Annotated in this window: 18 protein-coding genes and 1 riboswitch; of the genes, 7 read left to right on the top strand and 11 right to left on the bottom strand. The window is 72.7% G+C overall.

Annotated elements, in window-relative coordinates:
- Positions 1 to 3: 3 nt before the first annotated feature.
- The 8 genes from ABZT18_RS11580 to ABZT18_RS11545 form a co-directional block, all read right to left on the bottom strand.
- Complete coding sequence (locus tag ABZT18_RS11580; protein WP_355251169.1) at positions 4 to 1,155, bottom strand: cobalt-precorrin-5B (C(1))-methyltransferase; 1,152 nt, start codon at positions 1,153 to 1,155, stop codon at positions 4 to 6.
- Positions 1,152 to 1,997, bottom strand: coding sequence for a precorrin-4 C(11)-methyltransferase (gene cobM, locus ABZT18_RS11575; protein WP_355251166.1), 846 nt, complete (start codon positions 1,995 to 1,997; stop codon positions 1,152 to 1,154). Before cobM ends, ABZT18_RS11580 begins: the two co-directional genes overlap by 4 nt.
- Positions 1,994 to 2,773, bottom strand: coding sequence for a precorrin-2 C(20)-methyltransferase (cobI, locus tag ABZT18_RS11570; RefSeq protein ID WP_354994180.1), 780 nt, complete (start codon positions 2,771 to 2,773; stop codon positions 1,994 to 1,996). The genes cobM and cobI overlap by 4 nt, the downstream gene beginning before the upstream one ends.
- Positions 2,770 to 4,134 carry a cobyrinate a,c-diamide synthase gene (locus tag ABZT18_RS11565; protein WP_354994181.1) on the bottom strand — a complete coding sequence of 455 codons (1,365 nt, stop codon included), beginning with the start codon at positions 4,132 to 4,134 and terminating at the stop codon, positions 2,770 to 2,772. The genes cobI and ABZT18_RS11565 overlap by 4 nt, the downstream gene beginning before the upstream one ends.
- Positions 4,128 to 4,739, bottom strand: a complete 612-nt coding sequence (cobO, locus tag ABZT18_RS11560) for a cob(I)yrinic acid a,c-diamide adenosyltransferase (RefSeq protein ID WP_354994182.1) — start codon at positions 4,737 to 4,739, stop codon at positions 4,128 to 4,130. The genes ABZT18_RS11565 and cobO overlap by 7 nt, the downstream gene beginning before the upstream one ends.
- An 84-nt stretch (positions 4,740 to 4,823) precedes the next feature.
- Complete coding sequence (locus tag ABZT18_RS11555; protein ID WP_354994183.1) at positions 4,824 to 6,935, bottom strand: VWA domain-containing protein; 2,112 nt, start codon at positions 6,933 to 6,935, stop codon at positions 4,824 to 4,826.
- Complete coding sequence (gene cobN / locus ABZT18_RS11550; RefSeq protein ID WP_354994184.1) at positions 6,932 to 10,600, bottom strand: cobaltochelatase subunit CobN; 3,669 nt, start codon at positions 10,598 to 10,600, stop codon at positions 6,932 to 6,934. Before cobN ends, ABZT18_RS11555 begins: the two co-directional genes overlap by 4 nt.
- Before the next feature lie 337 nt (positions 10,601 to 10,937).
- A riboswitch (cobalamin riboswitch) is annotated at positions 10,938 to 11,067 on the bottom strand.
- 571 nt (positions 11,068 to 11,638) lie between these two features.
- Complete coding sequence (locus tag ABZT18_RS11545) at positions 11,639 to 11,914, bottom strand: hypothetical protein (protein ID WP_354994185.1); 276 nt, start codon at positions 11,912 to 11,914, stop codon at positions 11,639 to 11,641.
- A 213-nt stretch (positions 11,915 to 12,127) separates the two neighbouring features.
- Between ABZT18_RS11545 and ABZT18_RS11540 the strand changes: the two genes are divergently transcribed.
- Positions 12,128 to 12,961, top strand: a complete 834-nt coding sequence (locus ABZT18_RS11540; protein WP_354994186.1) for a DUF5919 domain-containing protein — start codon at positions 12,128 to 12,130, stop codon at positions 12,959 to 12,961.
- On the top strand, positions 12,958 to 13,761 hold the full coding sequence (locus ABZT18_RS11535) for an inositol monophosphatase family protein (protein ID WP_354994187.1): 804 nt from the start codon (positions 12,958 to 12,960) through the stop codon (positions 13,759 to 13,761). The genes ABZT18_RS11540 and ABZT18_RS11535 overlap by 4 nt, the downstream gene beginning before the upstream one ends.
- A gap of 36 nt (positions 13,762 to 13,797) precedes the next feature.
- Here the strand turns inward: ABZT18_RS11535 and ABZT18_RS11530 are convergent, their stop codons facing one another.
- Entirely contained in the window at positions 13,798 to 14,133 is a 336-nt protein-coding gene (locus tag ABZT18_RS11530) for a hypothetical protein (protein ID WP_354994188.1), read from the bottom strand.
- A gap of 128 nt (positions 14,134 to 14,261) precedes the next feature.
- Here ABZT18_RS11530 and ABZT18_RS11525 point away from each other — a divergent pair, with 128 nt between their 5' ends.
- From ABZT18_RS11525 to ABZT18_RS11510, 4 genes are all read left to right on the top strand, one after another.
- Positions 14,262 to 14,843 (top strand): RNA polymerase sigma factor, encoded by a 582-nt coding sequence (locus ABZT18_RS11525; RefSeq protein WP_354994189.1) that lies wholly within the window; start codon positions 14,262 to 14,264, stop codon positions 14,841 to 14,843.
- On the top strand, positions 14,836 to 15,555 hold the full coding sequence (locus ABZT18_RS11520) for a hypothetical protein (protein ID WP_354994190.1): 720 nt from the start codon (positions 14,836 to 14,838) through the stop codon (positions 15,553 to 15,555). The genes ABZT18_RS11525 and ABZT18_RS11520 overlap by 8 nt, the downstream gene beginning before the upstream one ends.
- Positions 15,556 to 15,644: 89 nt before the next feature.
- A complete protein-coding gene (locus ABZT18_RS11515; RefSeq protein ID WP_354994191.1) occupies positions 15,645 to 16,142 on the top strand; it encodes a hypothetical protein in 498 nt (165 codons plus the stop codon).
- A gap of 81 nt (positions 16,143 to 16,223) precedes the next feature.
- Positions 16,224 to 16,913, top strand: coding sequence for a hypothetical protein (locus ABZT18_RS11510; RefSeq protein ID WP_354994192.1), 690 nt, complete (start codon positions 16,224 to 16,226; stop codon positions 16,911 to 16,913).
- Positions 16,914 to 17,006: 93 nt separating this feature from the next.
- On the opposite strand, the gene ABZT18_RS11505 is transcribed toward ABZT18_RS11510, so the two are convergent.
- Both ABZT18_RS11505 and ABZT18_RS11500 read right to left on the bottom strand, forming a co-directional pair.
- The gene (locus ABZT18_RS11505; protein WP_354994193.1) at positions 17,007 to 17,903 is read right to left on the bottom strand and encodes an aldo/keto reductase; all 897 of its coding nucleotides are present in this window, start codon (positions 17,901 to 17,903) and stop codon (positions 17,007 to 17,009) included.
- A gap of 79 nt (positions 17,904 to 17,982) precedes the next feature.
- On the bottom strand, positions 17,983 to 19,470 hold the full coding sequence (locus ABZT18_RS11500) for an MFS transporter (protein WP_355251163.1): 1,488 nt from the start codon (positions 19,468 to 19,470) through the stop codon (positions 17,983 to 17,985).
- Here ABZT18_RS11500 and ABZT18_RS11495 point away from each other — a divergent pair.
- Positions 19,400 to 20,389 carry a LacI family DNA-binding transcriptional regulator gene (locus ABZT18_RS11495; protein ID WP_354994195.1) on the top strand — a complete coding sequence of 330 codons (990 nt, stop codon included), beginning with the start codon at positions 19,400 to 19,402 and terminating at the stop codon, positions 20,387 to 20,389. The two genes, ABZT18_RS11500 and ABZT18_RS11495, sit on opposite strands and share 71 nt — an antisense overlap.
- Positions 20,390 to 20,529 lie beyond the last annotated feature (140 nt).

The following is a 20,529-nucleotide window of genomic DNA, read 5'->3' as shown; positions in this document are numbered from 1 at the left end:
CGGTCACCGGGGCCACCGCCCGGAGGAGGCGACGACGTGCGCTCCGGCGAAGTCGACCATCGCCACGTCCACGGTGACCGTCGGCCCCGCGAAGCGCCGCAGCACCTGGCGGACCCGCTGGCAGAGCAGGTCACCGGCGGGGCTGAGCAGGCCGGCGGCCTCCCACAGCTCGTACGCGTGCCGTCCGGTGTTCGCCTCGGTCACGGCGGCGACGAGCGACGGGTCGCCACCGGCCTCGGCGGTCACCGCGCCGAGCAGCGACAGGTCGACCGTGGAGCGCGTGTAGTGGGTCATCAGGATGCCGGCGGCGAGTTTGGCCAGTTTGCCGGCCATCCCGACGAAGACCACCCCGGTCATCGCGTCGCCCACGGCGGCGGTCACCGCGGCACCGGTGAAGTCGCCGACCTCGACGAAGCAGACCTCGGGCAGGTCGGGCAGCAGTGCGCGGGCGGCCCGTTCGGTGCGCCCGCCGGTGCAGAGCACCACGGTCGGCTCGCCCTGTGCGGCCATCACGTGCACGGCCTGGACGACGCTTGCCCGCCAGGACGCGGTCGAGAAGGGACGGACGATCCCGGTGGTGCCGAGGATCGAGATGCCGCCGAGGATGCCGAGCCGTCGGTTGGTGGTCTTGCGGGCCATGATCTCGCCCCGGGGCACGCTGATCAGCACGCGGACGCCGACCTCGGTGAGGTCGACCACCTCGGCCACCGCCTCGCCGATCATCCGGCGCGGGGTGTCGTTGATCGCCGGACCGCCGACCGCGAGCCCGAGACCCGGCTTGGTGACCGTGCCGACGCCGGCACCGCCGGAGAGCCGCAGACCGGGGACGTCGGTCCAGTCCACGGTGGCGGTCAGCTCGGCCCCGTGGGTGACGTCCGGGTCGTCCCCGGCGTCCTTGACGACGACCGCCTCGGCCCGGACCGGCGGGGTGCCGGTCACCTCGCAGCGTTCCACCGGGAAACGCACCCGACGCCCTGCGGGCAGACCGATCTCCACCTCCGGTTGGATCTCCCCCGTGACCAGGGCGGTGACCGCGGCCTTGGCCGCCGCCGTCGCGCAGGCGCCGGTGGTCCAGCCGGTCCGCAGCGCGGTGGGCCGGACCTTCGCGGTACGCGGCAGGTCTGGCTCGCGCAGCGGTGGCTCGGCGTACGTCATGGTGTGTGCCCCGGTGTGGCTGTCCCCCCGGTGCGGGCGCCGGCCTGGCGGCGCAGCTCGGCGCGGGCGGCCGGCTCCGCCTTGCGGAAGGTGTGGAAGTGCCCGGGGTGGTACAGGTGCGAGCGGGTGCCCTCGGCGGCGAGGGCCGGTCCGACCAGGAACAGGGTGTGCTTCCACAGCCGGTGCTGCTTGACCGTCGCTTCCAGGGTGCCGACCGTGCAGCGCACGACCAGTTCGTCGGGCCAGGTCGCCTGGTACGCCACCACGGCCGGGGTGTCCGCCGGGTAGCCGCCGGCCAGCAACTCGGCCTGCACCTGCCCGGAGCGGGCGGCGGAGAGGAACAGCGCCATCGTGGTGCCGTGCCGGGCGAAGTCTCGGACCCGCTCGCCGGGCGGCATCGGGGTCTTGCCACCTTCGAGGCGGGTGAGGATCACCGACTGGGCGATCTCGGGCACGGTCAGCTCCCGCCCGACGATCGCCGCGACGGCGGTGAACGAGGAGACCCCGGGCACGATCTCGACGGCCAGGCCGAGCGCACGGCACAGGTCCAGTTGCTCCTGCACCGCGCCCCACAGCGCCGGGTCGCCGGAGTGGATCCGAGCCACGGTCAGCCCCTGCTCGGCGGCCCGCTCGTAGAGCGGCAGCACCCCCTCGATGGGCAGCTGCGACGAATCGACGATCTCCGCGCCGGGGTGGGCGTGGTCGAGCACGTCGGCGTGCACCAGGCTGGCCGCCCAGATCACGATGTCCGCCTCGGCGATCACCCGGGCGGCCCGCAGGGTCAGCAGGTCCGCCGCACCTGGGCCGGCACCGACGAACCACACCTTGCCGTCGCTGGTCACAGTTTTCCTCCTCGGTGGTCGCGGCGGGCCGGGACCAGCAGCGTCGACAGGTACGGCAGGTCGTGGGCGGTGTCGTCGACCGGGCCGATCCGTTCACCGGGCAGCCCCAGGCTGCGCCCGAGCACCGCGGCGGGGAGCCGGCCCTGGCGGCGCAGTTCGGCGAGCAGCTCCGGGTGCCGTCGCCAGCCCTTGTAGACGACCACGGTGCCCGGCCCAGCGAGGGCGTCGGCGAACAGCGCCAGCCCGGCGGTGGCCGGCAGCAGGGTCAGCGGTTCGCGTCCCTCGCAAAGTGGGGTGCCACTGCGTGCGGCCAGCTCCTGCATGGCGGTGACGCCGGGCACGCTCGCCACCCGCACCGCCGGGCGCAGGGCCCGGACGCTCTGCGCCAGATAGCCGAAGGTGGAGTAGACGTTCGGGTCGCCGATGGTCGCGAAGACCAGGGACCGTGCGCCCGCGTCGATCGCGTCGACGACCACCCGGGCCGCGTCGTCCCAGGCCGCCGCCCGGCGGGCGGTCACCCCGCCCCGGTCGTCCAGGGCGAACGGCAGCCGGCGCAGCCGGTCCGCCGCGACGTGGGTCCGCACGGTCCGCTCGGCGCGCCCGGCGTCCACGCCCGGCGGCGTCGGACCGGCGGTCGCGGTGGGCTCGACCCGGTCCGCCATCACCGGTACGAAGACCAGGTCGGCCTCGCGCAGCACCCGCACCGCCTTGACGGTGAGCAGTTCCGGGTCGCCCGGGCCGACGCCCACCCCGGTCAGCGTGGCGTCGGCGTTCATCGGCACGCCTCGACCAGCCGGCGGGCCGCGTCGGGGTGACCGGCCCAGTGGGTGTGCAGGTAGGAGGCGTGCAGCCCACCGGTGACGAAGCCGTGCTCCGCGTCATCCCAGCGCCACGCCGGCCGGTCACCGTGCTGAGGGTCGGTGGTGGTGCGGTGGAACTCGTGGCCGCGTACCGGCTGGCCGGCGAGGGCCAGCGGGGAGTCGGTGACAGCCACGGCCTCGCGGTAGCCGAGGGTGAGCCGGCCGGTCATCCGGGCGGTCAGGTCCAGCCGGCCGCACATCGGTACGCCGTCCAGGGACCGCCCGAGGTAGAGCAGCCCGGCGCACTCGGCCACGATCGGCCCGTCGAAGTCGGCCAGCTCGGCGCGGAGCGCGGCGTTGCCGGCCAGCGCCTCCGCGTACGCCTCGGGGAACCCGCCGCCGATGATCACCGCGCGGGTGCCGACGGGCAGCGCCGGGTCACACAGCGGGTCGACGGTGACCACGTCCGCGCCGGCCCCGGTGAGCAGTTCGGCGGTCTCCGCGTACGAGAAGGTGAAGGCGGGACCACCGGCGAGCGCGACACGTGGCCGCTCGGTGCCGGCCGGCCCGCCGACGGCCGTGACCGGGTCCCACGCCGGGATGGTCAGCGGTGGGGCGGTACGGGCCAGGTCGAGCACGGCGTCGACGTCCACGGTGGCTTCGACCAGTTCGGCGAGCGCGCTGACGATCGCGAGGGACTCGGGTGCCCGCTCGGCGACCGGGACCAACCCGAGGTGCCGGGCCGGCGCGGTCACCTCGGCGGCGCGGGTGACCGCCCCGAGCACCGGTACGCCCACCTCGGCGAGGGCGTCGCGCAGCAGTGTCTCGTGCCGGGGCGAGCCGACCCGGTTGAGGATCACGCCGCCGATCCGTACGGCCGGGTCGAACGCGGCCATGCCCAGCGTCAGCGCGGCGGCCGAGCGGCCCTGCGCGGTGGTGTCCAGCACCAGCAGCACGGGTGCGTCGATGAGCCGGGCGACGTGTGCGGTGGAGGCGTAGTCGCGGCGGCCGACCGCGCCGTCGTGCAGGCCCATGACGCCCTCCACCACGGCGATGTCGGCGGCTGTCGGGACGCTCGCGCCGTGCCGCAGCAGCGGGGCGATCCGCTCGGCCCCGACCAGGAACGGGTCGAGGTTGCGGCCGACCCGGCCGGCGGCGAGGGCGTGGTAGCCGGGGTCGATGTAGTCCGGGCCGACCTTGTGCGGGCTGACTGTCAGGCCACGACGGCGCAGCGCGGCGAGCAGCCCGGTGGCGATGGTCGTCTTGCCGTGGCCGCTGGCCGGCGCGGCGACGACCACCCGGGGCAGCGGCCACGGCTCGGCAGGGGTGCTCACCACTCGATGCCCTTCTGGCCCTTCTGGCCGGTGTCCATCGGGTGCTTGACCTTGGTCAGCTCGGCGACCAGATCCGCGGCGGCGACCAGGCGTGGGTCGGCGTTCCGGCCGGTGATGACCACGTGTTGGAAACCGGGTCGGTCGGCCAGGGTGGCGACCACCTCGTCGACGTCCACCCAGCCCCACGTCATCGGGTAGGTGAACTCGTCCAGCACGTACAGCCCGTAGCGCTCGGCGGCCAGGTCACGCTGGATCTGCCGCCAGCCCTCCAGGGCGTCGGCGGCGTGGTCGGCGTCGCCACCACGCTGGATCCACGACCAGCCCTCGCCCATCTTGTGCCAGGCCACCGGTGCGCCCTGGCCGGTGCGCGCGTGCACCTCGCCGAGCGCTCGGAAGGCGTTCTCCTCCCCCACCCGCCACTTGGCGCTCTTGACGAACTGGAACACCCCGACCGGCAGACCGGCCGTCCAGGCCCGCAACGCCAACCCGAAGGCAGCGGTCGACTTCCCCTTCATCTGTCCGGTGTGGACTATCAGCAGTGGCCGACGACGCCGCTGCCGGGTAGTCAACCCGTCATCGGGCACCACGTCAGGTTTCCCCTGCGGCATCAGCAGTCTCCCCTTCTCGCCCCGACCCCGGCCCACATCCCCGCGATCTCGCAGTTTCGGTCTGTCATATGTGCACCTCGTCCGCTATGCCGGGGCAGTAAGTGCAAGATCGCGAGGGCGGGTGAGGGTGTCGAGGGTGTGGTGGGGTGCGTTGTTGAGCTGGGTCGCCAGACGGCGCGCCAGGTTCAGGCGGACCGGGCCGGTTTCGCAGTCGATCACCACGCAGGGGGCGTTCGTTGCTGCCAGCACGGCTGCCGCTCCCGCCGCGCGGTCCAACGGGCGGTTGCCTGCGGTGGCCCGGCCGTCGGTGACGATGAGGACCAGGGGCCGCCGCCTCGGGTCGCGCAGGCGCTCCACGCGCAGCAGGTCGGCGGCGGCGAGCAGCCCCTCGGCCAGCGGCGTACGCCCACCGGTGGGCAACTCGGCCAGCCGGGTCGAGGCGGCCAGCACCGAGGAGGTGGCCGGCAGCAACGTCCGCGCGCCAGCACCCCGGAAGGCGATCACCGCGACCTTGTCCCGCCGCTGGTACGCGTCGGTGAGCAGGGCGAGCACCGCGTCCTTCACGGCGCTCATTCGCTGCCGGGCACCCATCGAGCCGCTCGCGTCCACCACGAACAGCACCAGGTTGCCCTCGCGCCCCTCCCGGACCGCCTCGCGCACGTCGTCCGGACGCAGCCGCAGAGGGCCGGTCAGTCGCCCCCGGGAGGCCTGGTGCGGCGCGGCGGCACGAACCGTCGCCGGCAGGTGCAGCGCCCCGACCCGACTCGTCGGCACCCGGGCCCCGGTGGTGCGGCCCCGCCCGGTGCGGGCACGCGAACGCCGGCCAGGCACCCCGTCACCCACGCCGGGCGCGGTGAGGACCCGCGCCCTCAACCCACCTCGGGGTACGGCCACCGGCTGCCCCTCCCCGCCGCTGCCCCGCCCACGGGAAAGGTCGTCGTCACCGGTCGCCGCATCCCGACCGCCGTGCGCACCCTCGTTCTGCCGGTCGCCGCCGCTCCCATCCCCGCCGTCCCGGCCGCCGGGACCAGCCGGGCCACCGCCGCCGGCCGGGCCGCCACCGTCGGGGCCACCGCCAGCCGGGCCACGGCCGTCGGGGCCACTGCCAGCCGGACCGCCGCCGCCGTCGGGACCGCTGCCGTCGTCGGGGCCACGGTCGTCGTCCAGGTCGTCGGGGTGTGCGTCCTGGGCGCGCTGCAACGCCTCGTCGAGGCGCTTCTCGTCCAGCCCTGGTGTGTCGAAGGGGTCGCGGCGACGGCGGTGCGGCAGGGCGAGCCGGGCGGCGACCCGGACGTCGTCGATGGTGACCCGGTCCCGGCCGTGCCAGGCGGCGTGAGCGAGGGCGGTACGGGCGGTGACGATGTCGGCGCGCATCCCGTCCACGTCGAACGCCGCGCAGACCTCGGCGATCTGCCGCAACGCGGCGTCCGGGAGTCGTACCCCGGGAAGCCTGCGGCGTGCGGCGGCCACCTGGCCGGCGATCTCCGCGTCGGCACCGGCCCAGCGGGCGGCGAACCCGGCCGGGTCGGCGTCGGCGGCGAGCCGGCGGCGAACCACCTCGACCCGGACCTCCGGGTCGCGGCTGGCCCCCACCTCGACGGTGAGGCCGAACCGGTCGAGCAACTGCGGGCGCAGCTCCCCCTCCTCCGGGTTCATCGTGCCGACCAGCAGGAACCGGGCGGCATGACTGACCGAGACGCCCTCCCGCTCGACGTGACTGCGGCCCATCGCCGCCGCGTCGAGCAGCAGGTCGACGAGGTGGTCGTGCAGGAGGTTGACCTCGTCGACGTAGAGCAGGCCCCGGTGCGCGGCAGCGAGCAGGCCCGGTTCGAAGGCGCGTACGCCCTCGCCGAGGGCCTTCTCCAGGTCCAGCGAGCCGACCACCCGGTCCTCGGCGGCACCGACCGGCAGCTCCACCAGCCGCGCCGGACGGGTCTCGGTAGGGGCTTCGGCCGGATGCGGGCCGTCCGGGCAGGCCGGGTCCGGCTCGGCCGGGTCACAGCCGAAGCGGCAACCGGCGACCCGGGGTACGGGGGGCAGCAGCGCGGCGAGGGCCCGTACGGCCGTCGACTTGGCAGTGCCCTTCTCGCCGCGGACCAGCACCCCGCCGATCGCCGGGGACACCGCGTTGAGCAGCAGCGCCAGCCGCATGTCAGCCATGCCGAGCACAGCACTGAACGGGTAGGTACTGGTCATGCCCGGTCCTCCAGGTCACCCTCGCTGGCCAGGTACGTATCGCGGAGCCGGTCGAGGGTGGTCGGCTCGGGTGTGGCCCACAACCCCCGGTCGGCGGCCTCCAACAGCCGCTCGGTGATGCCGCGCAGCGCCCACGGGTTGGATTGCTCCAGGAACTCCCGGGTGGTCTCGTCGAAGAGGTACGCGGCGGCCAGGTGCTCGTACATCCAGTCGTCGACCACGCCGGCGGTGGCGTCGTACCCGAACAGGTAGTCCACGGTGGCGGCCAACTCGAATGCGCCCTTGTAGCCGTGCCGGCGCATCGCGGCGATCCACTTCGGGTTGACCACCCGGGCCCGGAACACCCGCCGGGTCTCCTCGCCCAGCGTGCGGGTACGCACGTCGTGTGGCATCGCCGAGTCACCCACGTACGCCTGCGGCGACGTGCCGGTGAGGTGACGGACCATCGCCACCATCCCACCGTGGTACTGGAAGTAGTCGTCGGAGTCGACGATGTCGTGCTCGCGGGTGTCCTGGTTCTTCACCGCCACCGCGATCCGGGCGAAGGAGCGTTCCATGTCGGCGCGCGCCTCCCGCCCGTCCAGGCCCCGGCCGTAGGCGTAGCCGCCCCACACCGCGTACACCTCGGCCAGATCGGCGTCGCTGCGCCAGGTCCGGGCGTCGATGAGGGGCAGCAGGCCCGCGCCGTACGCCCCGGGCTTGGAGCCGAAGATCCGGGCGGTGGCCCGCCGCTCGTCGCCGTGCTCGGCGAGGTCGACGGCGACGTGCGCTCGCAGGTAGTTCTCCTCATCCGGCTCGTCCAGGGCGGCGATCCGCCGGACGGCGTCGTCGAGCAGCGCCACGACGTGCGGGAACGCGTCGCGGAAGAAGCCGGAGATGCGCACGGTGACGTCGACGCGGGGCCGGCCCAGCTCGGCGGTCGACACCACCTCGATGCCGGTGACGCGCCGCGACCGGTCGTCCCAGACCGGGCGGCAGCCCAGCAGCGCGAGCACCTCGGCGATGTCGTCGCCCTGGGTCCGCATGGCGCTGGTGCCCCACACGGTCAAACCCACCGAGCGGGGGTACGCCCCGGTGTCGGCGAGGTGCCGGGCCAGCAGCGAGTCGGCGAGGGCGACCCCGACGTCCCAGGCGTTGCGGCTGGGAATGGCCTTGGGGTCGACGGAGTAGAAGTTGCGGCCGGTGGGCAGCACGTTGACCAGGCCCCGGGTGGGTGAGCCGGACGGACCGGGCGGCACGAACCGCCCGTCGAGCGCGCCGAGGGTGTTCCTCAGCTCGTCGGTGGTCCGGTCCAGCCGGGGCACCAGCTCGGTGGCGGCGAAACGCAGCACCGCGGCGACGTCCCGGATCGGCTGGCCGGTGACCTCCTCGACCACGGCGTCGACGGTCTCGGCGTCCCAGTCGAGCGTCTCCATGCCGATGACCAACCGCCGGGCGAGGGCCTCGATCAGGTCGACGGCGTCGGCGGCGGTGCCGGCCGGCCCGTCCACCACCTCGGTCAGCGCCGTGGGCAGTGCCAGTCGCTGGCCCGGTGACGCGAGCAGCGCCTGCTCGTCAAGCCCGTACGCGACGGCGAGGGCCTGCCGCAGGCCGGGCAGGGCGCGGGCACCACCCCAGATCTGTGGGGCGCGCAGCACCGCGAGGACCAGGTTGACCCGGGGCTCCCCGGTGGGCGCGTCGGCGAGGATGTGCAGCCCGTCGCGAATCTGCACGTCCTTGACCTCGCAGAGGTACCCGTCGAGGTGCAGCACGAAGTCGTCGAAGTCGTCCGCGTCGGGCATCGCCTCGGCGTTCAGGTCGTGGTGCAGCTCGGCGGCGCGTACCAGATCCCAGATCTGTGCCCGCACGGTCGGCACCTTGGCCGGGTCGAGGGCCTGCACGGTGGCGTACTCGTCGAGCAGTTGTTCCAGTTTGGCCAGGTCGCCGTAGGTTTCGGCGCGGGCCATCGGCGGCACGAGGTGGTCGATCACCACGGCGTGCGCCCGCCGCTTGGCCTGGGTGCCCTCGCCGGGGTCGTTGACGATGAACGGGTAGACCAGCGGCAGGTCGCCGAGGACCGCGTCGGGTGCGCAGTCGGCGGCGAGGCCGAGGCCCTTGCCGGGCAGCCACTCCAGGGTGCCGTGCTTGCCCAGGTGCACCACGGCGTCCGCGCCGAAGCCGCCGTCGGCGACCGGTGCTGCCAACCAGCGGTACGCGGCCAGGTAGTGGTGGCTGGGCGGCAGGTCCGGGTCGTGGTAGATGGCGATCGGGTTCTCCCCGAAGCCGCGCGGCGGCTGGATCAGCAGCACCACGTTGCCGAAGCGCAGCCCGGCGAGCGCGATGTCCCCGCCCTCGGTGTAGAGCTCGCCCGGCGGCTCACCCCAGTGCTCCCGCATCCGCTCACGCAGCTCTGCCGGGACCTGATCGAACCAGCGTCGGTACGTCTGCCCGGGCACCCGGGCCTCGGCGGCGGCGAGCTGCTCCGGGGTGAGCCACTCCACGTCGTGACCGCCGGCGGCGATCAGCGCGTGGATCAGGGCGTCACCGTCGTCGGGCAGCGGCGCGTCGCCCAGGTGGTAGCCGGCGTCGGCGAGCGCGGCGAACAGCCGGACCGCCGAGACCGGGGTGTCCAGCCCGACGGCATTGCCGACCCGGGAGTGCTTGGTGGGGTACGAGCTGAGCAGCACGGCGATCCGCTTGTCGGCGTTGGGAACGTACCGCAGCCGGGCGTGGCGAACCGCGATCCCGGCGACCCGGGCGGCCCGCTCCTCGTCGGCGGCGTAGACCGAGAGCCCGTCCGCGTCGATCTGCTTGAACGAGAACGGCACGGTGACGATCCGGCCGTCGAATTCGGGGATGGCCACCTGCATCGCCGCGTCCAACGGGGACAGTCCGGCGTCGCTGCGGGCCCACTGCGCACGGGTGCTGGTCAGGCAGAGCGCCTGGATGATCGGCACGTCCAGGGCGGCCAGCGCGCCGACGTCCCAGGCATCGGAGTCACCGCCTCCGGAGGCGTCCGCGGCGACCGCGCCGCCGGCCGCGAGCACGGTGACCAGCAGCGCGTCGCAGCGGGCGAAGAGCCCGAACGGTCCGCTGTCGGCGGTGAGCCCGCGCAGGGAGCCGCAGAAGATCGGCAGCGGGTTGCCGCCGGCAGCCCGCACCGCCTCGACCAGCACGTCGACGAACCCGGTGTTGCCGGCCAGCGCGTGTGCCCGGTAGAAGACGATCCCCACGGTGGGCCGGTACGGGTCGGCCAGGTGCGCGCCGTGCACGCCGTACGCCGGGGTGGGTGCGGGCGGGGCGAACCCCTCGCCGGTGAGCAGCACCGTGTCGGAGAGGAACCGGGCCATCTGCCCGAGGTTGTCGGGCCCGCCCTCGACCAGGTACGCCAGCGCCTGGGTGACGACCCCGGACGGCACGGTGGAGATGGCCATCAGCTCGGCGTCGGGTAGTGCCTCGCCGCCGAGCACGACCGTCGGCACGCCGGTGGCGAGCACCGCCGCGAGGCCGTCCGGCCACGCCTGCCGACCCCCGAGCAGGCGTACGACGACGAGGTCGACCCCGTCGAGCAGGGCGGGTACCTCGTCGGCGGGGACCCGCGCGGGGTTGGCCAGCCGGTAGTCGGCGCCGCTGGCGCGGGCGGCCAGCAGGTCGGTGTCGGCGGTGGAGAGCAGCAGGATGCGCACGGCAGGCTCCGAGAGATGACGCCCTGGTCACCACGGGGGTGACGGGGCGATACGAGTGGGTGCGGCGTCAGCCGGTACGACGGCCGGGCGGACGACTCACCGACGCGGGCGTCGGGGACGGTCAGCGCCGGGCGGTCAGTTCAGCGGTACCGGTGGCCGACGCGGCCGGCTCGGAGCACACCGACGCGGCCGGCTCGGCGCATGCGGGTGCCGCCGGTCACGGGCGCGGCGAAGCGCCCACCGTGCGGTTCATGACGATGCTCGCCAATGAATGAGACGCCGTGCGTCATCGGGTCCTCCTCGGGTGTCCACGCCCTGGGGTACGTCCCGACGGCCGAAGTATCCTGGCTTCCGGATCGACGCTCTCCCCCGGCCTTCCAACCGCAGACACACGGCCGTGACTCACGAGGGGGGATCGCTCCCCGGTGACAGTGGCGGGACCGCGTCGGATTCACACCGACTTCCTTCACTGCCGTCAGGCCGCGAATGCTGCCACACCCCTCCGTCGCCGGTCAACGCCGACCCCGACACCGCCGGGCGAGCGCCATGCATCGAGATTTGACGATTGGCTTGTGTGCGAAAACCAGGATCGCAATGCCCTGGGTCAATGCCGCGGTTCCTTTGCTCTGCTTCACCCGACGCAACAGTGCCGACGTCTTTTCGGTGCGTATGCGTAAGCAGAGCAAAGGTCCGCGCGCATGCCCTGGCCTGCCCCGATCACCCGGCGGGGCAGCGACTCCCGGCCCCGGCACCTAGGATCGGTGATCGCCGGACCAGCGTCGGCCATCAATCTCGGGGGTCGATCACCATCGTCGCCGTGCAGTTCCGTCACCTCTCCGGCCGAGTCTGGCTCTGCCCAGGCGATCCGGACCCGGACGCGGTCCAGGCCGGCGTCGCGGTGGTCGCCGACGAGCGCGGCAGTGTGATGATCGACGCCGGGCGGAGCCCCGCGCACGCCGCCGAGACCTGGGCCGCGCTGGAGCAGCCCGCTCAGCCGTCGACGACGCCTGAGCCGGGCGGCAACGTCCGCGAGGCCCATCAGTCTGGCTCACGGCGGCGGGGGCGACGAGCCAGCGACAGCCAGCCGAGGAAACGCACGTGCATCTTGGCAAGGTCGGGGCGACCCCCGAGGCTGAGCAGGTCGTGAATCGCCTCGTTCATGCAGGACGCCAGGTAGAACGCCAGCGCCAGCGAGTGGCCGTAGAACTCGGCGACGAGATCGAGCTGCGCGCGCGAGCACGGCCACGGGGCGGCGCAGTCACGGCACAGCCAGGCTGGGCGCATCGGCAGGTGTGGGCGGCACGAGAGTCTCACGCAGCGAGCCTGCTTGCCGCAACCGATGCCATCCATCACGGCGGATGGTTCTTCGGCGGATAGTTTCCACCCGCCTTCCGGATGTCGTCCGGGTCGGGCCATTCGACCACTGGATAAGCTCACCTCACCCCACAGGTGGGAAGGGAGCCTCGCGTGAGCGTTCGAACGGCCGCAGCGGTCACCATCCCCCACCTGCTGTGGGAGACCGCCGACATGCTCGACGCTCTGACCGCTCGCGACATCGCTCAGGTGTTCCGGCTTGTGCAGCGGGCCACCCGCGCCAGCCAAACCAATCTCGGTATCGCCACCGGTCTCAGCCAGGCTCAGGTCAGCGAGATCACCAGCGGCACCCGGCGGGTCAGCAGCATCGACGTCCTCACCCGTATCTGCGCCGGCCTGTCCGTGCCGAGCCACGCACGCATGACGCTCCTCCTCGGCGAACGCCACTCGGCCTCGGCAGAGCAGGACATCAGTGGCCCGCAGCTCGACAGGACTGATCGCGACCGACTGGGCGATGTCACGGCGATATATTCCAACCGGTCAGACTTCACCGCAGAGTTGCCTCCGCACGTCCTTTTCGACCAGGCCAAGGACATCCGGGCGGCCGGCTTGTCGCTCAACCTCATCTGTCAGCAGTACGCCGACAACCATCTCCTGAAGCTCCTCGCCGCCGGCGGTCGCCTCCGCTGCCTGTTCCTTGATCCGGCCGGCGAGACGATCCGGCGGCAGGAGCGCGAGGACGACTATCCGGACGGACATCTCAGCGCACTCACCGAACTCAACATCCAAAACCTGGCTCGCCGTATCCGCAACCGGCTCCCGGCGGATGACCGTGACCGCCTGGCCATTCGCGTGTACGACGAATCCGTCCGGGCCAACGTCCTTCTGATCGACGACCGGCTCTGCGTCGTCCAGCACTACCTACCGCAGAGGCGCGGCGTCGACTGCCCCACGATGGTTATCGAACGCACCGCCGGCCCCGCCGTCCTCTACCCGGTATTCGACGAGATGTTCACCTCCCTCTGGGAGCGCAGCCGCCAGCTATGACCGACTACGCCTATCTCCTCCCCCTGGCACATGAGGCCATCGACCTGGCGCATAACCTGATGCGGACTCTCCGTCCCGGTGCGCTCACCTTCAAGGGTGACCGCGACATGGCCTCTGAGCTGGACTACGCCATCGAGCAACAGGTCCGCGAGCACCTGGCCGCCAAGGCACCCGACATCGGGTTCCTCGGCGAGGAGTACGGCGCCAGCGGCGACACCAGCCAACTCACGTGGGCACTCGACCCGGTTGACGGGACCGTCAACTTCATCCACGGCTCACCGCTGTGCGCCATCTCCCTCGGCCTCATCCATCGCACACATCCCGTCCTCGGCATTGTCGACCTGCCGTTCCTCGGCACCCGCTATCACGCCGCCAGAGGACACGGTGCCTACGCCAACAATCAACGCATCCACGCCAGCCGAGTCACCGATCTGCAGGACGCCGTCGTCGCCATCGGCGACTACGCCGTCGGTGCCGAGGCCAGTCGGAAGAACACCGAACGACTGGCCATCACGGAACAACTCGCCCAGCACGTCCAACGAATACGCATGCACGGCTCCGCCGCGATCGACCTCGCCTGGTTGGCCCAAGGCAGGATCGATGCATTCATCATGCTCGACAACAAGCCGTGGGACACCGCTGCGGGCGTCGTGGTCGCTCAGGAGGCTGGTGCCGAAGTGGTCGACATCGACGGCACTCACCACAGCGTGCACGCTGTGGCTACGGTCGCCAGCAACGATCTGCTACTTCCACCCGTCCTCACGCTCATTCAGCGGTCACTGGCACGTGCCGCAACCTGACCGACAGGGACATGCCTGATCTGGCGGGCGCATGGTTCAGCGGGCGTGGCGTTCCGGGTGGGCGCGATTCCACACCCGCATCCGTTCCGGGTAGCCGGTGCGCGCCGCCTCGTACAGCGGCACCGCGTGCTTGCGGGCGATGGTGCCGGCGGCGCGCGGCGTGCCGGTACGACGACGGATCCACTCGCCGTCGTGGGCGATCGCCATCACGGTGGTGTCCGTCGCGGTGGTCTCCGGCTCCAGGTAGAACTCCACTCCCTGCCGAGTGGCGACGAATTCCTCCAACGCCGCGAGGTCGTCGCGGGTCGCCTCCCGGTCCAGCTTCGTCGGGGTCGCCTCGGCACCCCGCGACCGGCGATTGAACCAGCTCATGCCCAGCCCCTCTCCTCGACGCCCCTCCAGTGCAGCACCGATTCCTGGCAATACCCTGCACGTCGGATGGGAGGGAGCTGACCCGGTCGGAAAACCACGGGTGGAACCCGCGGCGTGTGGGCGGTGTCATGAGTGTGATCCGAACGGAGGTTCCCCTGGACGACGACCCGCTCGTCACCCGCGCTCGGGCAGGTGACCTGGAGGCGTACGACCTCCTGGTCGCCCGGCACACCGCGTCCGCGCACCGGACGGCGGTGCTGCTCGGCGCGGGCTCGGACTGCGAGGACGTCATCCAGGAGGCGTTTGTGAAGGCGTACCGCAAGTTGTCCCGTTATCGGGGCGAGTCGTCCTTCCGATCCTGGCTGCTCGCGATCGTCGCCAACGAGACCCGCAACCTGCACCGGTCCCGAGGTCGGCGCGACGGGCTCGTCCTGCGGGCCGCGGCGGCGGATCCGACGGCGGAGATCGCCGAGGACGGGGCGGTCGACGCGGTCCTCGCCGGGGAGCGCCGCGCCGCGCTGGTGGAGGCCCTGCGTCAACTGCCGGTGCGGGACCGCGAGGTGATCGTCTGCCGATTCTTTCTCGATCTCACCGAGGAGGAGACGGTGGCGGCACTGGGCTGGCCCCGAGGCACGGTGAAGTCGAGGACATCCCGGGCACTGGCGAAGCTCCGCGGCATGCTCGACCGCGAGGAGGTCCGGCATGGGTGACCTCGAACGGGAGCTGCGTGACCTCTCCGCCTGGCTGGAGACGCCCGATCCGCCCGACGTGACCGCCCGCGTCCGCGTACGGCTCAGCAGGCCCGCACCCCGGCGGCGCCGGTGGCGCTCGCTCGCCGCGGTGGCGCTCGTCGCCCTGCTCGTGGCGGTGTTGCCGCCGACGCGTGCCGCCGTCGCCGATGCCGTTGTCGGGCTGCTGCGCTTCGCCGGAGTCAGCATTGCCACCTCGTCCGCACCGACACTGCCCAGCGGCACTCCGTCGCCGTTGCCAGCACAGCGGGCCGCTGCCCTGGACGAGGCACAACGGGCGGTGCGGTTCCCGATCCGCCTACCGGCGAAGCTGGGCCCGCCCGAGCAGGTGCTGGTCGCCGACCCCGACGCCATGGGTAACTGCCGAGTGGCGACGCTGCTCTACGACAGGGGTGCGCTGCGCATCGACGCGTTCGACGGTCGGCTCGATCTGGCCTTCCACAAGGAGGCGAATCCGCCGGGTGTGGCCTGGGTGCAGGTCAACGACGACTTCGCCATCTGGGTCGACAGCCCGCACGTGCTGTCGTACGTGGACCGTGCGGGCGAGGTCCGCAGGGAGACCGCCCGGCTGGCCGCCTCGACCCTGATCTGGCAGGAAGCCGACGTGAGCTACCGGCTTGAGGGCGCTCTGACCAAGGCTGAGGCGATCGAGGTCGCCAGCTCGTTGCGCTAGGAACCTGGCGGGCCCGGCCGGTGTCGTGAAGATGCGACGAGTCGTCGACGCGTACCGGAAGGGGCGAGATGGGTTCATGGGGCAGGTTGATGCTGGCATCATCGGTGGTCCTGCTGGCGGGGTGCACGACCACGACCAGCGGCGGGTCAGCCGCGCCGGCCGGCGCTACCGCCAACGCCGCTCCGGCGACCGCCGCGACAGGCTGCGGTACGCGGGTCGAGACCGGCTCTCTGCCCGACTGGGCGGACACCGGATTCAGTGGGGACGCGCGGGCACCGCACGTCTTCGGCGCGAAGGGCGACATCGTTGCGGTGCTGTTCGCCCATCCGCTGCGGCTGCACAGGAAGGACGGGTCGAACAACAAGATCCTGTGGGTAGCCCGCGCTGCCACGACCTCGCCCGACCCGACGTCACCGGCCACTCTGGTGATCACCGCGACGCTGGACGGCACCAACACCCGGGTGACCCGGGAGGTCGCCGGCGGCCCGGGCCCATCGATCATCGACATGCCACAGGACGGTTGCTGGCACCTCGACCTCCGCTGGTCCGGGCACACCGACACGATGGACCTGGTCTACGCCCCATGAGCTGCCCCAGCGCCGTTCGTCCGACCTGACGAAGCGACAGTTGCGCTCGGGCCGGTCGGTGGGCCACCTAGGCTGCGTGACGTGCCTGAGGACCAGCGGACCGCGGCGGCCCGTAACAACGCCGAATGGTGCGACATCGTCTGCGGCAGCCACGGGTTGGCCGGTCGTACCGACGCCGATGCCTGGTCGGTCCCCCGCCGCTCCCCACCGTGGTACCCGGATGCGGTCACCCTGCGGCCCGGTGTCGACGCCGAAGCCCTGCTGGCCCGCATCGACGCGGGATCCGGTGCGTCGGTGAAGGACAGCTTCGCCGACCTCGACCTGTCCGGGTACGGCTTCCGGGTGCTCTTCGACGCGCAGTGGATCCGCCGCGCACCGACGGACCCACCGCCCGAAGCGCCACTCACCCCGGTCACCACGCCCGACGATCTGGCGGCCTGGGCGGCGGCACACGGCGGCGGGGAGCTGTTCCGCCCAGCGCTCCTGACCGACCCCCGGGTACGGGTACTCGCCCGCTACGACGACCAGGGCCTGCTCACCGGCGGCGCGGTGCTCAGCGGCAGCGACCCGTACGGCGTCTCCAACCTGTTCACCCACACCAACAACCCAACGTCCGTCTGGCACGGAGTCTGCGCCACCCTGCCCAGAGCACCCCTGGTCGGCTACGAATCCACCCCCGACCTAATCCCAGCCCGAGAAGCCGGCTTCACCCCCACCGGCCACCTCCGAGTCTGGCTCCACGACCAACCCCACCCCACCCCACCCCGTTGATCATGAAGTTAGCGACATCGATACCGGCGTGTCGCGCCGCTAACTTCATGATCAACGAGGCAGGGAGAGGGTGGACGGGGGTGAGGGGGCGGGTTAGGCGAGGGTGGTTAGGTCCTCGGGGGTTAGGTGGAGGGCTCCGGCCGCTATGTTCTGCGCCAGGTGTTCCGGGTCTCCGGTGCCGGGGATGGCCAGCACGTGGGGGCCCTGGTGCAACGTCCAGGCCAGGCGTACCTGATGCGGAGTGACGCCGTGGGCGCGGGCGACCGCCTCGACGGCCTCGCCCTGCGCGGCGCTCGCGCCCGCCTCCCGGCCGCGGCCGGCCAGCGCGAAGAACGGCACGTAGGCGATGCCCCGCTCGCCGCAGAACCGGACGAAGTCGTCCTGCTCCCGATAGGCGTCCACCCCGTAGTTGTTCTGCACGCAGACCACCGGCGCGATGCCCGCCACCTCGTCCAACTGCTCGGGGCGGACGTTGGAGAGCCCCAGGTGCCGGATCAGCCCGGCGGCACGCAGCTCGGCGAGGGCGCCGAACCGGTCGACCAGCGGCACGGTGCCCGGTCCCCGACCGAGGCGCAGGTTCACCACCTCGAGGTGGTCGCGGCCGAGCCGACGCAGGTTCTCCTCCACCTGAGCACGTAACTGCGCCGGGGTGAGCGCCTCGGTGAAGCCCACCTCCGGGTCGTACCCGAAGCCGACCTTGGTGACGATCACCAGATCCTCCCGGTACGGGGCGAGCGCCGCGCGGATCAGCTCGGTGGCGTAGCGGGCCGGGCCGGTCCCGACGCGCAGAGTTCCGCCGGGCGAGACGTAGAACGCGGCCGTGTCGATGTGGTTGACGCCCAGTTCCACGGCGCGGCGCAGCAGGGCGACGGCCCGGTCGCGGTCGGGGTTCGCGGTGATCCGCATGGAGCCGAAGCCCATCCGGTGCACGGGGCGGTCGCCCAGGGTCCAGGTGCCCGCCGCGGCGGCGGTGATCTCGTCGGTTGGCATTGGGCGACCCTAGCCAGGTCGGGTACGCGGCACAGTCGGCCGCGCACCCGATACCGCCCGGCCCCGGTCTGGGTTAGTTTTACTGTGCTGCAGGAGCCTGTTCGGCGCTGTGTGGCGGGCGCAGCACGGGCACCAGCAGCAGGGTCGGCACCAGCAGCAGCGGCACCACCAACAGCGCGCGCAGGATGCCGAAATCGTCGCCGAGCAGCCCCAGCAACGGCGGCCCACCCAGGAACGCGGTGTAGCCGATCACCGCGACCACGCTCACCCGCACGGGCGCGTGGGCCTCCTCGTCGGCCGCCGCGCTCATCCCGACCGGGAAACCCAGCGACGCGCCGAGACCCCACAGCGCGACGCCGACGATGGCCACCGGCCCGGAGCCGGCCAGTACGGCCAGGGTGGCGCCGACCACGGCGAGCCCGATGGTGCCGATGAGCACCGGCACCCGGCCCCACCGGTCCAGTGCGACCGTGCCGACGGTACGCCCGACGGTCATGCCCACGACGAAGACACCGAACACCGCCGCGCCGGCGGCCTCACTCAGGTCCCGACCGTCGACGAACGCGACGGCCAGCCAGTCGTTGGCGGCACCCTCGGTGAAGGCGGCCACCAGCACGAACAGCCCGATCAGCAGGGTGCGCGGCTCCCGCCAGGCAGCGAGCTGTGCCCGGCGGCGGGCAGCCGGGGTGGAGTCCACCGGATCGCCGTTGGGGTCAACTCCCGCCAGGGGCAGGAACATTCGGGCGGCGAGCGCGGTGCCGCTCAACACAACCACCGCCACCCCGGCGAGGTGCGCGCCGACCGACACGTCGAACCGGGCCGCCCCGGCGCCGAGGCCGGCGCCGGCCACCGAGCCCAGGCTCCACGCCGCGTGGAAGCGGGGCATGATCGTGCGCCCCAACCGCCGCTCCACCGCAGCGGCCTCCACGTTCATCGCGACGTCGCAGGCGCCGGAGCCGTAGCCGAAGGCCACCAACCCCACGGCGACGACGGCGAACGATCCGGTCACCGTGGCGCCCACACCGGCCACGGTCACACCAACCGCGACCAGCACGGCGGCCAGGGTCACGGTGCGGGCCGCGCCGAGTCGCTGGGCGAGCAGGCCGGCGGTCGGCATGGCGAGCAACGCGCCGACGCTCATCGCCAGCAGCAGCAGGCCGAGCCTGCCGGCGGACAGGTCCAACGCCTCGCGTACCGCCGGCACCCGGGAGAACCAGCTGCCAACGGCCAGCCCGTTGAGGGTGAAGGTGACAGCGACGCCGTTGCGGGCGAGCCGCACCGCCCGTGACGGCGGCGATGTGGTGGCCGGGGCAACAGCTCTGCTGGTGGGGGCGCTCACGCGTCTGATCCTCTTCGTCGGGGTGATCTCCTCGGACGATCGCACACCTGAGAGCGCTACCACCACAACCGGTAATCCCCTTACCGCTGTTGAAGTCACCGGGGCATGATGTGAACTGGCGTTTGTCCGACCAGATGGGCCGCCGCAGGAGGCAACGATGACGGCAGCGGCACACCGGCCGGCCACTCTCGAGGACGTGGCGCGGGTCGCCGGGGTGTCCCGGTCCACCGCGTCGCGGGTGATCGCCGGCACAGGGTTCGCCTCGCCGACAGCCCGGGAACAGGTCACGGCAGCCGTCGACCAGCTCGGCTACGTACCCAACCCGGCTGCCCGAGCTCTGGTCCGCGGCGGCGGCGTACGACTGGTGGTGGCCGCGCTGGCCGCCAACGAGGCGGTGCTGGACGACCCGTACGTCCACCGGGTGGTCGGCTCGGCCGCCCGGGTCTGCACGGCCGCCGGCGTGGGGGTGGCGCTGCAGTGGCTGCCGCTCGGCGGCTCGCGCAGCCTCGACAAGCTCGCCGAGGATCGCACCGTCTGCGGTGTGATTCTGATCAACACCACCGAGGATCTGCTGGACGGGGTGCCACGGTCGCTGCACGGCCGGGTGGTCTCGATCGGCATCGGCTCCGCGACCGTGCCGTCGTTCGACATCGACAACGCCGCCGGTTCCGACGCGGTGCTGCGCCACCTGTACGCCACCGGTCGCCGCCGGATCGCCATGGTGACCGGCCCGCGGTGGCTACCCTGCGCGCAACGCCCCGTGGAGACGTACCGCCGACTCATGCGCCAGGCCGGCCTGCCGGAGCGGGTGCTGCCCGGGGACTTCACGGCGGCGCGCGGTCGGACAGCGGCCGAGGAGGCGCTGCACCGCTGGCCGGACGTCGACGCGATCTACGCGATCAGCGACGACACCGCGCTCGGGGTGATGGCGGCGCTGCGCGACGCCGGTGTGCGGGTGCCGGGCGACGTGGCGGTGGCCGGCTTCGACGACATCCCGCTGGCCGCGATGACCGCACCGGCGCTGACCACGGCGAGCCACCCGGTGGGGCAGATCGCCACCGCCGCGGCGACCGCCCTGCTGGACGGACGTCCGGCCGCTCGGGCGACTCTCTTCCCGTCCGAACTGGTCGCCCGGGCCAGCGCCTGACTCGACGGCCCGCCGCCCTTCCTGACGGCCCGCGCCGACCTGCTGGGCCGGGCCGGGCCCACCTGCTGGGCCGGGCCGGCGCGTGGGTCTGCCGCCGGTTAACTCGTCGCGAGCCGGGTAACCGCGTCGGACGATCCGTC

This window comes from Micromonospora sp. NPDC005291 (assembly GCF_040607415.1).
Classification (GTDB): Bacteria; Actinomycetota; Actinomycetes; order Mycobacteriales; family Micromonosporaceae; genus Micromonospora.
This window is presented reverse-complemented; position numbering and strand designations above follow the sequence as displayed.

Coding starts and splice junctions, on each gene's coding strand:
- ABZT18_RS11535 (WP_354994187.1), top strand. CDS start 12,958: ATGACCGACTACGCCTATCTCCTCCCCCTGGCACATGAGGCCATCGAC.
- ABZT18_RS11540 (WP_354994186.1), top strand. CDS start 12,128: ATGCTCGACGCTCTGACCGCTCGCGACATCGCTCAGGTGTTCCGGCTT.
- ABZT18_RS11520 (WP_354994190.1), top strand. CDS start 14,836: ATGGGTGACCTCGAACGGGAGCTGCGTGACCTCTCCGCCTGGCTGGAG.
- ABZT18_RS11555 (WP_354994183.1), bottom strand. CDS start 6,935: ATGACCAGTACCTACCCGTTCAGTGCTGTGCTCGGCATGGCTGACATG.
- ABZT18_RS11530 (WP_354994188.1), bottom strand. CDS start 14,133: ATGAGCTGGTTCAATCGCCGGTCGCGGGGTGCCGAGGCGACCCCGACG.
- cobI (WP_354994180.1), bottom strand. CDS start 2,773: ATGAACGCCGACGCCACGCTGACCGGGGTGGGCGTCGGCCCGGGCGAC.
- ABZT18_RS11515 (WP_354994191.1), top strand. CDS start 15,645: ATGCTGGCATCATCGGTGGTCCTGCTGGCGGGGTGCACGACCACGACC.
- cobO (WP_354994182.1), bottom strand. CDS start 4,739: ATGCCGCAGGGGAAACCTGACGTGGTGCCCGATGACGGGTTGACTACC.
- ABZT18_RS11495 (WP_354994195.1), top strand. CDS start 19,400: ATGACGGCAGCGGCACACCGGCCGGCCACTCTCGAGGACGTGGCGCGG.
- ABZT18_RS11580 (WP_355251169.1), bottom strand. CDS start 1,155: ATGACGTACGCCGAGCCACCGCTGCGCGAGCCAGACCTGCCGCGTACC.
- ABZT18_RS11505 (WP_354994193.1), bottom strand. CDS start 17,903: ATGCCAACCGACGAGATCACCGCCGCCGCGGCGGGCACCTGGACCCTG.
- ABZT18_RS11525 (WP_354994189.1), top strand. CDS start 14,262: ATGAGTGTGATCCGAACGGAGGTTCCCCTGGACGACGACCCGCTCGTC.